The organism is Massilia violaceinigra, from assembly GCF_002752675.1.
In the GTDB taxonomy this organism is placed as follows: Bacteria; Pseudomonadota; Gammaproteobacteria; order Burkholderiales; family Burkholderiaceae_D; genus Telluria_A; species Telluria_A violaceinigra.
The window spans coordinates 6,060,960-6,073,693 of record NZ_CP024608.1; the positions used below are offsets into that span (position 1 = coordinate 6,060,960).

At 64.2% G+C, this 12,734-nt stretch carries 11 protein-coding genes; 7 read left to right on the forward strand and 4 right to left on the reverse strand.

Translation table 11 applies throughout. From position 1 onward, the window contains the following. Both CR152_RS26025 and dgoD read right to left on the reverse strand, forming a co-directional pair. Positions 1–2,439 (reverse strand): beta-galactosidase, encoded by a 2,439-nt coding sequence (locus tag CR152_RS26025; RefSeq protein ID WP_099879845.1) that lies wholly within the window; start codon positions 2,437–2,439, stop codon positions 1–3. 78 nt (positions 2,440–2,517) lie between these two features. Continuing rightward, a complete protein-coding gene (gene dgoD, locus CR152_RS26030) occupies positions 2,518–3,666 on the reverse strand; it encodes a galactonate dehydratase (protein ID WP_099879847.1) in 1,149 nt (382 codons plus the stop codon). Between the two features lie 198 nt (positions 3,667–3,864). Between dgoD and CR152_RS26035 the strand changes: the two genes are divergently transcribed. The 4 genes from CR152_RS26035 to CR152_RS26050 all read left to right on the forward strand — a co-directional run bounded on the left by CR152_RS26035 (position 3,865) and on the right by CR152_RS26050 (position 7,883). Further along, positions 3,865–4,455 carry a PEP-CTERM sorting domain-containing protein gene (locus CR152_RS26035; RefSeq protein ID WP_099879849.1) on the forward strand — a complete coding sequence of 197 codons (591 nt, stop codon included), beginning with the start codon at positions 3,865–3,867 and terminating at the stop codon, positions 4,453–4,455. 78 nt (positions 4,456–4,533) lie between these two features. Next, positions 4,534–4,752 (forward strand): hypothetical protein, encoded by a 219-nt coding sequence (locus CR152_RS26040; RefSeq protein WP_099879851.1) that lies wholly within the window; start codon positions 4,534–4,536, stop codon positions 4,750–4,752. Positions 4,753–5,001: 249 nt separating this feature from the next. Continuing rightward, positions 5,002–6,315 (forward strand): PLL family lectin, encoded by a 1,314-nt coding sequence (locus CR152_RS26045; protein WP_099879853.1) that lies wholly within the window; start codon positions 5,002–5,004, stop codon positions 6,313–6,315. Positions 6,316–6,899: 584 nt separating this feature from the next. Next, on the forward strand, positions 6,900–7,883 hold the full coding sequence (locus tag CR152_RS26050; protein WP_157778742.1) for a PEP-CTERM sorting domain-containing protein: 984 nt from the start codon (positions 6,900–6,902) through the stop codon (positions 7,881–7,883). 205 nt (positions 7,884–8,088) lie between these two features. Here the strand turns inward: CR152_RS26050 and CR152_RS26055 are convergent, their stop codons facing one another. Beyond that, positions 8,089–9,246 (reverse strand): PQQ-dependent sugar dehydrogenase, encoded by a 1,158-nt coding sequence (locus CR152_RS26055; RefSeq protein ID WP_099879857.1) that lies wholly within the window; start codon positions 9,244–9,246, stop codon positions 8,089–8,091. Between the two features lie 134 nt (positions 9,247–9,380). Further along, complete coding sequence (locus CR152_RS26060; RefSeq protein WP_099879859.1) at positions 9,381–10,889, reverse strand: right-handed parallel beta-helix repeat-containing protein; 1,509 nt, start codon at positions 10,887–10,889, stop codon at positions 9,381–9,383. A 196-nt stretch (positions 10,890–11,085) separates the two neighbouring features. Between CR152_RS26060 and CR152_RS26065 the strand changes: the two genes are divergently transcribed. From CR152_RS26065 to CR152_RS26075, 3 genes are all read left to right on the forward strand, one after another. Then, positions 11,086–11,457, forward strand: a complete 372-nt coding sequence (locus CR152_RS26065; RefSeq protein WP_099879861.1) for a hypothetical protein — start codon at positions 11,086–11,088, stop codon at positions 11,455–11,457. A gap of 131 nt (positions 11,458–11,588) precedes the next feature. Beyond that, entirely contained in the window at positions 11,589–11,780 is a 192-nt protein-coding gene (locus CR152_RS26070; protein ID WP_099879863.1) for a Thivi_2564 family membrane protein, read from the forward strand. 103 nt (positions 11,781–11,883) lie between these two features. Then, entirely contained in the window at positions 11,884–12,732 is an 849-nt protein-coding gene (locus tag CR152_RS26075; protein ID WP_099879865.1) for an MBL fold metallo-hydrolase, read from the forward strand. Positions 12,733–12,734 lie beyond the last annotated feature (2 nt).

The following is a 12,734-nucleotide window of genomic DNA, read 5'->3' on the forward strand; positions in this document are numbered from 1 at the left end:
TCACGGCTTCACGTCGAGACGGTAGATCGGGGTCACGCGCACGGCGCGCAGTTCGGCGATCTGCTCCTTGCCGCCGAAGTCCGGGCGGCCTTCTGTCGGAATGTAGACCGGGGCGTCGGCGCGCAGCGGCAGCACCGACAGGGTCAGCGGGCCGCTGCCCGCATGGCGCGCCGCGAACTGCCAGCCGTAGCCGCTGTAGTACCAATCGTCGAGCATGCGGGTGCCGTTGAACAGACGTCCGATGTCGCCGACGAAATCGAGTTCGACCAGCGCATCGAGCTTGTTTTTGATTCGTGGCAGCTCGATCGACCAGGCCGCGGCGGCGCTGAAGCTCTCGGGCAGCGGTTGCAGCGCGGCGTTGGCCAGGCCGCCGATCATCACCGGGCGCACCATGCGCGCCGCGCGCACCGGCTTGAACGCCGCCTCATGGCTGCGCGCGGGCAGCGTAACGGCGAACGACTGGAACATCCCGTCCTGGCCGGCGATAAGTGGCATGCCGGCCTTCGGGGTGCGCGGCAGCGCCGGATAGACGGCGAAGCGGAAGGCCGGATTGCCGTCCGAGCGCATGCGCAGGCCGCCGTCGGCAAACCAGGTCTGCTGGGCGCCGATGACAAGGCGGCGCTGGCCGGCCAGCTGGCCGATGGCCAGTTGCTGCGATTGTTCTGGCGTGAGCACCAGCAGCGTCACGGGCGCCTTGCCGGCGCGCCGGATCGTCACCGCCGCCTGCGTGCCGGGGGTGATGCCGTCGATGACGGTCTTGCCGCCCTCCTGGTTGACGCGCGCGCCGGGGGCTGTCAGGCTGCTTGCGGCGGCGGCGTCGAAACCCAGTTCGACCGGAATGCCGGCGCTGGCCGCGAACACGTACACGACGCCGGCCGTGCCGTTGTCGAGCCGCGCCACCGGCTGCGCCGTGGCATAGGCCAGGCGCGTGCCGTCCAGGTCCATGTTGAGCGGCCAGATAAAGTAGGCGCCGTCGGCCAGGTCGACCGGCTGGCGCGGGAACTCCACGGTCCGGCCGGGCAGCTTGACCGAGAAGCGCACCTGGCGCTGCAGCGGCATCGGATACTGGCGCACGTGGTTGCTCACGAACAGAAAGGCGCTGTCGCCCTGGCTGCGCACGGACAAGCGCGGCGTTGTCAGGTCCTCCGGGCCGGTCGGCACGACATCGGGCTTACGCACCGTCATGGGCGCGAGACGGTCGCCGAAGTCGCGCATGAACAGGTGGAACGGCCGCAGGCGCGTGAGCACGGGGCGCTGCTGGCCGTCCGGGCCCAGTGGCGCCTGGAAGTCGTAGCTGATCATCGGCGTGTCGTTGTAGCCGCCCGTGAGCGTGCTCTCTTCCAGCGTGGTCATGCCGACCGGATTGCGCCCGCCGTGGAACATGTAGTAGCCGACCAGGTTCACGCCGGACCCCAGCTGCACCGGCAGCATCGAGGCGATGTCGTCGCTCGATACCACCGGACGGCGGCGGTACATGAAAGGCAGGCCCGCGCCGTATTCGGCGCCCAGGAACGGGGTTTTATCGATATCGGTGTCGGCGGTGCCGCGCGTGCTTGCGCGGGTCTGCGCACCGAGGTCGCCGCTCACGCGGCTGTCGAAGCGGAAGGCGTAGGTTTCTTTCGGCGCCAGCTCGGTGGTACTGCGCGCCCATGGCTCGTCGGGATAGCCGCCGAACACCGGTGTCACTTCGCCCGACGGATACACGGTCTGGTCCCAGCCGGTGACGGTGTACAGCGGCACATCCATGCCGGCCTCGCGCGCCATGCGCTTGAGGGTGCTGATATGGCCGGCGCCTTCGCCCGGCCCATTGAGGTTGTATTCGTTTTCGATCTGCACGCCGATCACGCGCCCGCCATCCTTCCACAGCAAGCCCTTGAGCTGGCGGCCGATCTGGCCGTACAGGCGCGCGACGTGGCGCAGATACTGCGGGTCGTCACCGCGCGTGGGCATGGCGCCCACCACCCAGTCGGGAATGCCGCCGTAGCGCACTTCCGCGTGCACCCACGGGCCGACCCGCACCATCACGTCCAGGCCCGCGCCAGCTGCCAGCTGCACGAAGCGGCGCAGGTCGCGCTGGCCGTTCCAGACGTACGTGCCCTGCTGCTCTTCGTGGTGGTTCCACATGATGTATGTGGCCACGATGTCGATGCCGGCGGCCTTCATCTTGCGCAGTTCCGCTTCCCATTCGTCGGCCGGAGTGCGGCTGTAGTGGAACTCGCCCATCACCGGCATCCATGGCTTGCCGTTGCGGGTCAGGTACTGGCTGTTGGCGCCGATGCGCTCGCCCGAAGGCGACACCGAGGCGCCCATCTGCAGCTGGTTTTCGAGCGGCGCCCTGGCCGGCGCGCTGGCGTCGATGCGCAGCAGGGCCTGGCCGCACGCGGTGCTGGCAAAGGCGCCTGCCACCAGCAGCGGCAGGCATTTGACGATCAGGTGCATCTTGTCTCCGTTATTACTGTTCTTATTTTTTATGGTGCTGCCGGGGCGAAGCCCCTTATGTCTTGATTCTGTTTACCGCTACCACTCGGCGACGCTGCCATCCTCATGGCGCCACAGCGGATTGCGCCAGTCGGGCGCGTTCTTGCTGGCCTCGATCACGCGTTCTTCGTCGACCTCGACGCCCAGGCCCGGCTTGGTCAAGGCCGCGATATAGCCGCCTTCCATGCGGAAGTCGTCCTTGTTCTTGACGTAGTCGAGCAGTTCGGCGCCCTGGTTGTAATGGATGCCCATGCTCTGTTCCTGCAGCACCGCATTGTGCGAGACGAAGTCGAGGTGCAGGCAGGCCGCCAGCGCGACGGGGCCGAGCGGGCAATGCGGCGCCACGGCGACGTCGTAGGCTTCGGCCATGGCCGCGATCTTGACGCATTCGGTGATGCCGCCCGCGTGCGACAGGTCCGGCTGCAGGATCGCCAGGCCACCCTGTTCGAGCACGCGCTTGAATTCGAAGCGCGAGTACATGCGCTCACCGGCTGCCAGCGGGATCGAGGTCGATTCGGCCAGGCGCGGATAATACTCGGCCTGTTCGGCCAGCACCGGCTCTTCGACAAACAAGGGCCGGTACGGCTCGAGGGCGCGCAGCAGCACCTTGGCCATCGGGGCGGCCACGCGGCCGTGGAAGTCGATGCCGAATTCGATCTCGTTGCCGAAGGCTTCGCGGATTTCGGCGATGCGCCCGACCGCCTGGTCCACCGCGCGGGCGCTGTCGAGCATGCGCATTTCTTCGGTGCCGTTCATCTTGAAGGTGTCGATGCCGACCGCGCGCAGCTTGCGGATGCCGGCGATGACGTCGGACGGACGGTCGCCGCCCACCCAGCTGTACATCTTCATCTTGTCGCGTACCCGGCCGCCCAGCAGGTCGTAAACCGGCACGCCGAGCAGCTTGCCCTTGATGTCCCACAAGGCCTGGTCGATGCCGGCAATGGCGCTCATCAGAATCGCGCCGCCGCGGTAGAAGCCGCCGCGGTACATGGCTTGCCACAGGTCGTTGATGCGGCCCGGGTCCTGGCCGATCAGGAACGGCGTCATCTCGTGGACCGCCGCTTCGACCGTGCGCGCGCGGCCTTCGATCACCGGTTCGCCCCAGCCGACGATGCCTTCGTCGGTCTCGATCTTCAACAGCATCCAGCGCGGCGGAACCCGGTACGTCGTCAGTTTGATGATTTTCATCGCTTAGCCATTAGTCAAGAATGACAAGCAGTCTAAGCCTGCGATCTAGGCATGAAATATGAATATTCGACAAAAAGCTATACTCAAATCGCATAGCTTACGTGCCTTCCGCTGCACGCTATGATGGATATTCTCCGTAGTACTTTACTGACGGCAATATCACATGCTTTTGCAGGGAGCACGCGCATGACATTCCGCATGACATTCTGTTCTCAACTGATCGGCGGCACCGTGGCACTGGCCGGGCTGCTGGCACCCGGCGCGGCGTTCGCCATTCCGATCGCTTCACCCGGCACCGAGGGGCTGGCCGTGCTCGCCGCGAACGCGGGCGCCATCGTGGCAACCTACCAGGGCAGCTCGGCCGACTATGCCAACGACCTGTATTTGTTTACCGATGACGGGGTCGACAACAACGATGTGTTCATGTTCAGTAATCGCGACACCCCGGTCGGCGGCATCTTCAACCTCGGGCGGTTCGTGGTGGGCAGCGAACTGATGTTCCGCCTGCACGTGAATACGACCGGGCGCGATTTCTTCAGCGGCCCCGGCAGCCGTAATCCGGACCGGCGCGCCCATGCGCGCGTGCAGCAGGACTGGACGCCCGGAACCGCACTCGTCAGTTTTGAGGATTTGCGCGGCGGTCCCTACAAGTTCAACGATCTGAGTTTCTCGCTGAGCAATGCGGCGACCACGGTGCCGCCCGTGCCCGTTCCCGCGCCGGCCTCGCTCGGCTTGATCGGCATCGGCATCGCCGGCCTGCTGGCCGCACGGCGGCGCCGCGCCGGTTGATGCGCGCGCACAAACCGGCCGGGAACCTTAGTTGGTGCACTGTTGTCCAATCAGTCATCACTTCAGTGGAGACTTGCCATGACCAACAGCAACCCTCATGAAAACGACCAGCTGGACCAACTGCCCGGCGCCACGCCGTCAACCGCGTCGCGCCGCCCCGGCGTGCCGGATGAGGGCATCACACCACCGGACGACGAGCTGAAAGCGCCGGACTATCCCGATGACGACGAACTCGATGACGACGATCTGCGGCTGATGGATGACACCATGCCCGGCGAGGGGCCGGGTGACGACTAGGGACGCCGCCAGCGCCAGCGCCAGCGCCAGCGCCGCAGGCAAAGCGATCCATTTCCAGGTCGCAAGCTATCGCTTGGGCTTTTCAGATTGGTATTTTTATTCCCGCATCCGGAAAAGGAAGCGCCGCCCTTGCACATCCATCAAAAGTTCCCCTTTGGTATGCGTCGATAATTTATACAGGCCTGCGCGCGTACGCCGTTGGCACGGCGCCGTGCAGGAAGACGATCAACGAACCGGAAGGGAAACAGCATGAAATCGATGCAATCGGAAATTGCGGATTCAGTCACCAGCGGCGGGATGTCGGACGCCGGCAGCGCCAGCGCGCACGACATGCCGGGCGCTCAGATGATGAGCCAGCCTGCCGCGGCGGCCGCGGCGGAGGACGACACGCCCGACGCGCAAGCACTGGCTGTGCAGCCGGGCCCGCGCCGGCCAAGTTCGTCTCCCGTCGTGTCGTGGGGTCCGAACCGGCTCGACGTGTTCGCGCTGGGAACGGGCCGCGCGATACATCACAAATGGTGGAACGGTTCGAGCTGGAATCCGTCGGTGACCGGCTACGAATTCATGGGCGGGATCGGCACCAGCGCGCCACAGGCCATCTCGACCCAAGCTAACCGCCTGGACGTGTTCGTGACCGGCACCGACAGCGCGCTGTATCACAAGCAGTGGAACGGCAGCAACTGGTTGCCTTCGCTCACCGGCTACACCAACCTGGGCGGCCTGTGCATCGGCGACCCGCGTGCCATCTCGTGGGGCCCCAACCGGCTCGATGTGTTTGTCATCGGCACCGACCGCGCGCTGTATCACAAGTGGCGCAGCGGATCGACCTGGGGACCATCGCTGACCGGCTACGAAAACATGGGCGGCATCATCATGGAGCAGCCTGAAGTTGTCTCCTGGGGTCCGAACCGGCTCGATGTGTTCGTCATCGGCACCGACCGCGCGTTGTACCACAAGTGGTGGAACGGCAGCAGCTGGGGTCCATCGCTGACCGGTTACGAAAAACTGGGCGGCGTGTGCATGTCGGCGCCGCGCGCGGTAGCGTGGGGCACCAACCGCCTCGATGTGTTCGTCACCGGTACCGATGGCGCGCTGTATCACAAATGGTGGAACGGCAGTACTTGGCTACCCGCCGGCGGTAACCTGGAAAAACTCGGCGGCGTGTGCGTCGGCATGCCCGAGGCAGTGTCGTGGGGGCCTAACCGTATCGATGTGTTCGTGGTCGGCACCGACAGCGCCCTGTATCACAAATGGTGGAACGGAAGCAGCTGGGGCCCGTCGTTACTCGGTTACGAAGCCATGGGCGGCATCCTGTCTTCGCAACCGCGGGTGGTGGCTTGGGGTCCGAACCGCCTCGATGTGTTCGCCACGGGTTCGGACAGCGCGCTGTACCACAAATGGTGGAATGGCTCGAGTTGGGGACCGTCGCTCACGGGGTACGAATTTATGGGAGGTGTCATCCAGAATTTCGGACAGTCTCCCGTCGGCGCTTCCGACCCGGCGGACAGTAGTGGCGACGCCTCCGGCCAGAGCGCGCAGATGAGCAACGATATGGATAGCTGACTTTTTCCCGTCCGCGGCAGCGCGGCGCCGGTGAACCTGACGCCGGTGCCGCTCTCTCCGCCCCTTGGCTGGAGCGGCGCTCGCGCCCTCGCCCAGCCAGGAAACAGCCCACATGCGTGGGCTTTTCTTTGCCACCCATGCCTCCAGTCGGGCACCTGACCGCTGCAGGAAATGGCAACGCCCCCTGCGCTGTCGTGGCGGCGATCATGCCCACGCCATGCCGTCCGCATCCGCGCACGACACGCCAATCGACCTGTTGGGCATGGATACCGCAGTGGTCTCGGCGTTGCTGGCCTGACCCGCGTGCACGCGGGCGCGCCGCGCTAGTGCGAACCTGGGCCCTGCTCCGGGCCGTCCGCGCGAAGGTGTTTGCGGAAGCCATGACCAGGACGACCGGACCGGCAGACCTGCTGGCGACCGGCGAGCTTGATGCAAGCCTCATCTCGCATCATCCAGAGCACCGTTGACACAGTGCAATTCGCATGGGTCTCGACCTTGACGACTGTCGACGCTTTTTACAACTCAGCCTGCCGCGTTTTTGTAAGCAATTGACTCATATGAGGTTTGAATAACTGGACCAGATTTTGCTTTCCCGATCGGTGTCTTTAACCTGGGGAAAAATGATGTCAACAAAATCTGTTTGTGCAATGTTCAGTCTTCTGGTGCTCGCGAGCCAGGCCCACGCGGGCTTGACCATTATTGCCGAGGCGGAAGTGCCGACCCATCGCGTGAAGGACTACCGTACCGATATCGACCGTGAATTCGGGGAGCCGTCGCTTGAATTGACCCAGTCGGCCTCCAGCATTTATTCGGCCGCCAACGCCTATGGCTATGCGCGCCCGGGTGTGCTGAAGGCGTATGCGCACGCGGCAACCAGTTCGGAATTATCCTCAAGCGCATCCGCGAGCGCATTTGCGATGTGGGAATTTTCCGCCACCCTGTCGAACGCCGCGCTGGCAGGGAAAAAGGGACAATTCACTATCCGCAACCATTTCGATTACGCGCCGAGCACGTCGATCGGGACCTACCCGGGTAGCGGCACATTGGCAGCCTCTGGCCACTTTCAATTCGACAGTATTTTCGGGGCGCGCACTTCGCTCGGACTGAGCTACGCCGATTTCCTGCAAACGTACTCCTGGGACAACCAGGGCAATGCCACCTGGCTGACCAGCCACGTGGTGGACGACGCCAACGGCGTCCGCCAGGAGCCAGGTTTTGGAATGCAGGAGCTGGTGGTCGATTTCGTGTGGGGCGAGCCGATCCTGTTTCACCAGATGGTGGGCGCCGCATGCTCGGTGTACGAAACCGATGAAATCGACTCCACCGCCGGGTGCTTCGTCGATTCGACACATTCAAGCTACTGGGGCGGGCTGTCCAATGTCACCGCCAATGGCGTGGCCGTGCCGGATTACGCCATCGTGACCGATGCCGGCATCGACTTGCGCCAGTCGCTCCTGCCTGTTCCGGAGCCCGAGTCCTGGGCGATGATGGTACTGGGCGGCTTGCTGATAGCCGGTGTGGGCGGCCATCGCCGCAAGAAGGATTCGTTGATTGCTGCTTCCTGCTGATCCGGCCTGGCGCGCGCTGCGGCGACATGGTCGAGGTCATGCACGATCGCGCGAGCCCGAACCTGCGCAACGATGTGCGCATGGCCTGGTCAACGAAGACGCGTGCGAATCGCCGCGCCGGTGCCGGAAACCTGGCGGTGCGGGCACTGGCCGACCCACCAGGCCCAGGTCCAGGCACGATACCCATACCGCCGCCAAGCGCCGCTTATTGCGCCACGATGCGCAGCAACTGGCCGTTGTCTTCATCGGTAATCACGTACAGATGCCCGTCAGGCCCCTGGCGCACATCGCGCACGCGTTTGCCGATCTCCAGCCGTTCCTGCGACACCACATTGCCCTCCTTGTCCAGCACGATGCGCCGCACGTCCGTGGTGGCCAGCCCGCCGCTGAACAGGCTGCCGCGCCATTGCGGGAACTGGCTGCCGCTGTACTGCGTCAGGCCGGAGGCACCCGGCGACGGTACCCATGCAATCTTCGGTTGCGTCATGCCGGGCACGACCGGCTGGCCGACCGGTTCGCCCGTGCGGTAATCGCGCCCGTAGCTTTGCAGCGGCCAACCATAATTTTGACCCGCTTCGACCAGATTAAGTTCATCGCCGCCGCGCGGTCCGTGTTCGGTGGCCCACACGCGGCCGCCGGCATCGAGCGCCATGCCCTGGATGTTGCGGTGGCCGTAGCTCCAGATTTCCGGCAACGCTCCGGGGCGCGCAGCCAGCGGATTGCCGGGCGCGGCCTTGCCTGCATCGGTCAGGCGCAGGATGGCGCCTTGATGGCTGCCCAGGTTCTGGGCCTGGTCGCGCGCCAGCATGCCGCCGATTTTCTGCGGCGGATTGCCGCCGTCGCCGACGCTCATCAACAAGGTGCCGTCCTTGTGCCACAGCAGGCGCGAGCCGAAATGCTGTCCGCCGCTCTTGTCGGGCTGGACGCGGAACAGCGTCTTGATGGCGTGTACGCGCTTGCCGTCGAACACGCCTTGTACCAGGGTGGTGCGGTTAGCCTCATCGGTACCGGTGGCCATGGTCATGTAAATGCGCGGATTTTTCTTGTCGCCCGGATGGATGGCAATGTCGAGCAGGCCGCCCTGCCCGTTGGTGAAGACTGGCGGCATGCCCTCCAGCGCGACTGGCTCGAAGCGCTTGCCCTTGAGCAGATGCAGCTTGCCTTCCTTGGTACTGACCAGCAGGCGCCCGTCCGGCAACCACGCCATCGACCAGGGATGGGACAAACCTTCGCTGACCACTTCCGCGCGCCAGCCTTTGGCGGGCGGCGGCGCATCGCTGGTGGGCAACTGGGCCAGCGCGCCAGGCAGCGCCAGCATCATCGCCGCGATGCTCAGGGAGTGGGACAAGGGAATGGGCAACATCGGATATCTCCTTCAACAATGGGGTTCGCCCTTCATCGTACCGGATCGCTGCCGGATGCGCACGCCCGGCATCGGCACCGGGCGTGGCGTATTGACGATGCGCCGGCCGTGACGGGCCGGCGCATCGGGTGCTGTTACTCCTGCGTCGACGGAGCCTGGAACTGATAGGCGCCAATGTCATACCCGGTTTTGGCGTTGCGCGGGTTTTCCAGGTAGTCGAATTCGAGCGCCTCGGTGGCCGTGCCGCGTCCGATCGCAGGCGAGCTGCTGGTCAGGCGCAGGTCCGGCGTGCCGGTCCGCTTGTAGTCCACGAACAAGGGGTCGGAGGTCACGGTTTCGGTGTGCTTCAGGCCGTTTTTTAGCCTGAAGTTGTACGTCGAATTCTGGAACACCAGATTGTTGCGGTAGGTGTTGTTCTTGCCCGTCTGGCCCTGCTCCGACACGCCCATCTTGTTGTCGTACACGATGTTGCTGTACACGGCCGTGTAATCGTTCGGTCCCTTGGTGTGATAGTAGTCACCGCCGCCGACAATGATGCCGGTGCTCGAGGTCGTCACCGTGTTGTTGGTGATGATAACGCGGTTGGCATCGTGCCACAGGTGGATCGCGCCTTCCGACACGCGGTAGACCACGTTGTTCTTCACGCTGCCCGAGGTGCTGACATAAATGCCCTGGATAAAGCGGCAGCCGACAGGACCGATGTCGTGCACGAGGTTGCCCACCACATCCGACTTGATGCCCTTGTAGTAGCTGTCCACGCCGATGGCCGAGCCGCCGCCGCCGTTGCAGCCGACACCCTTGGCGACGTCGTGCACATGGTTGGCGCGGATCATGGCGTAGGAGCCGCCGTTGTAGATGCCGTTGGTCCACTTGCTGCCGCTGCCATCGACGTGAAAGCCGATGATGTCCACATAGCTGCCGCGGTTATCCCAGGCCGCCTTGCCGCTGGAACCGGGGGCGACGATCTTGGCACCCCATTTGGTGCTCGACACGTAATAGATACGCCCGCTCGCGGAACCGCTGACGGTGGTCTTGATGCCGCCGGTGTAGGTGCCGGGGGCCACGAACACGGTGGTGCTCGGCTTAGCCGCTTTCGACGCACGCGCCAGCGTCTTGAACGGTGCGGCAGCGGTGCCGGCGTTTTTGTCGTTGCCGTTCGGTGCAACGTAAAAGTTATAGGTGGTGGAAGGAACGGCAGGCGCCAAGGCCGCCGGGGCAGGCGCCACTGCCTGCTGCCCCCTGGCCTCGGCCAGGGCGGCGGCATCGGTGGCGCCGTACGCGGTCGTGGTGGCCCGGGGCGGCATGGCGTCGGCGGCGCCATAGCCGGTCAGGGCGAAATCTTTCTCGGTGTAAGGCGTTGCACTGCTGGGCGCGGCATCGGCGCCCTTGTCCTGGGGAGTAATGGCGGCGGGTCCGGCCTGATCGCCATCGGCGCGCACTGCCGTCAGCGCATCGACCGGCATCGTGGCGGCAGTGGTCGATTCGGTGCTGACGATATAGCCGGCCGTCTGCGTTTGCTGCTTAGCCTGGGACAAGTCCTGTTGGTCAGCAGCACCACCGCAGGCGGTCAGCAAGACCGTCATGCTGCTGCATAGCAACGCACTGACACGGATGTCCGAAACAAAAGTGACAAATTTATTCATTACAGGTTCCTAACTTTGTGACGTGAATGAGTAAGGTTTGAGCCGGATCAAGTGTTTAGGTTCAACTATTTGCTAGGAAAATTTCTGTCAAGTATGAGAACCACATTCTTAATTCCCGTATAGAAATCAAACACTTAACTGCAACTTGGCTTCGCCGGGCCGCTCTAAGCAAGACATTCAACCTGACGGAGAACCCATGCGCGACTACACGGATGTCAAACACGCCCTTCCCGCCGGCGAGCACTATGCCGGTCTGATTCTTGGAAAAGACAATTGCCGCGACCACCATCTGGTGCTGCTTCCCGACGAGCTGGAAGAGGTTCCGTGGGCACTTGCGCGCGACTGGGCAGCGCAGTGCGGGGGCGAATTGCCGACCCGGCGTGAGCTGGCGCTGCTGTATGCCAACCTGCGCGAGCATTTCCAGCGCATGTGGTATTGGTCATGCGAAACGCAGGAACCGCGCGCGCACTTGGTGTGGGGGCAAAATTTCACCAGCGGTATCCAGACCATGTACGGCCGGCCCTATCGCGGCCGGGCGCGCGCCATTCGCCGCCTGCCGATCGATTGATGTCGGCCACACGGGCGCTACTGAGCATGCGCTATGTGCCCTACCGAACGGATCGGCAGATGCTTTTCCGATATCGTCCGTTCTGTCTACTCCGAAGCACTTAAATAACAACAGCCGTATTGGAAAACACCATGAATATCCTCATCAGCCTCATCGTCTACCTGGTCGTCTTCGGACTGATCTGGTGGCTCGTCAGCATGCTGCCGCTGCCGTCGCCAGTAGCACAAATCGTCCGCGTGCTGTTCATCATTCTCCTGATCCTGATCGTCCTGTCGGTCTTCGGCATCATCCCGGGTAACTTCCTGCCGCGACTAAATTTCTAGTCCCGCAACAGCTCGACCGGCCCGGCCAGTTCCCAAAGGAACCGCCGGGCTTTTTTACGTCTCGTGGGAATATAATCAGGCAACCATGACAGCCTCATTACCCATGCAAGCACAGATCCAGGCCTTTTTCGACGACGCCACCGCCACCATCACCTACGTGGTGTTCGCCGGCCCGGGCACGCCCTGCGCGATCATCGATCCGGTGCTCGATTTCGATCCCAAGTCGGGCCGCACCGCCACCGCATCGGCCGACCGGGTCATCGAATTCGTGCGCGCCAATGCGCTCAGCGTGGCCTGGCTGCTCGAAACCCACGCCCACGCCGACCACCTGTCGGCAGCGCCCTGGCTAGCCGCGCAACTGGGCGGGAAAACCGCCATCGGCGCCGGCATCCGCAGCGTGCAGCGCGCCTTTTCCGCGCTGTTCGCCGATCCGGGCGAAACGACCCGCTTCGACCACCTGTTCGAGCCCGACGACACCTTTGCCATCGGCGCACTGCAGGCACGCGCGCTGCACGTGCCCGGGCACACGCCGGCCGACATGGCGTACGCGATCGGCGACGCCGTCTTCGTTGGCGACACATTGTTCATGCCCGACGTGGGCACCGCGCGCTGCGATTTCCCCGGCGGCAGCGCGGCGCTGCTGTACCGGTCGGTGCGGCGCATCCTCGCGCTGCCGGCCGCCACGCGCCTGTTCATGTGCCACGACTATCCACCCGGCGGGCGCACACCCGCATGGGAGACTACCGTTGCAGAGCAGCGCGCGCACAACATCCATGTGCACGAAGGCGTGAGCGAAACCGATTTCGTGGCGATGCGCAGCGCGCGCGACGCCACGCTCGCCATGCCGACCCTGATCCTGCCCGCGATCCAGGTCAACCTGCATGCCGGCCAGCTGCCGCCGCCCGAGGAGAACGGCGTGCGCTACCTGAAGATACCGCTCAACGCTTTCTAAGC

Bases quoted from the DNA above. Each gene is read 5' to 3' on its own strand.
- CR152_RS26025 (WP_099879845.1), bottom strand. From the start codon at position 2,439: ATGCACCTGATCGTCAAATGCCTGCCGCTGCTGGTGGCAGGCGCCTTT.
- dgoD (WP_099879847.1), bottom strand. From the start codon at position 3,666: ATGAAAATCATCAAACTGACGACGTACCGGGTTCCGCCGCGCTGGATG.
- CR152_RS26035 (WP_099879849.1), top strand. From the start codon at position 3,865: ATGACATTCTGTTCTCAACTGATCGGCGGCACCGTGGCACTGGCCGGG.
- CR152_RS26040 (WP_099879851.1), top strand. From the start codon at position 4,534: ATGACCAACAGCAACCCTCATGAAAACGACCAGCTGGACCAACTGCCC.
- CR152_RS26045 (WP_099879853.1), top strand. From the start codon at position 5,002: ATGAAATCGATGCAATCGGAAATTGCGGATTCAGTCACCAGCGGCGGG.
- CR152_RS26055 (WP_099879857.1), bottom strand. From the start codon at position 9,246: ATGTTGCCCATTCCCTTGTCCCACTCCCTGAGCATCGCGGCGATGATG.
- CR152_RS26060 (WP_099879859.1), bottom strand. From the start codon at position 10,889: ATGAATAAATTTGTCACTTTTGTTTCGGACATCCGTGTCAGTGCGTTG.
- CR152_RS26065 (WP_099879861.1), top strand. From the start codon at position 11,086: ATGCGCGACTACACGGATGTCAAACACGCCCTTCCCGCCGGCGAGCAC.
- CR152_RS26070 (WP_099879863.1), top strand. From the start codon at position 11,589: ATGAATATCCTCATCAGCCTCATCGTCTACCTGGTCGTCTTCGGACTG.
- CR152_RS26075 (WP_099879865.1), top strand. From the start codon at position 11,884: ATGCAAGCACAGATCCAGGCCTTTTTCGACGACGCCACCGCCACCATC.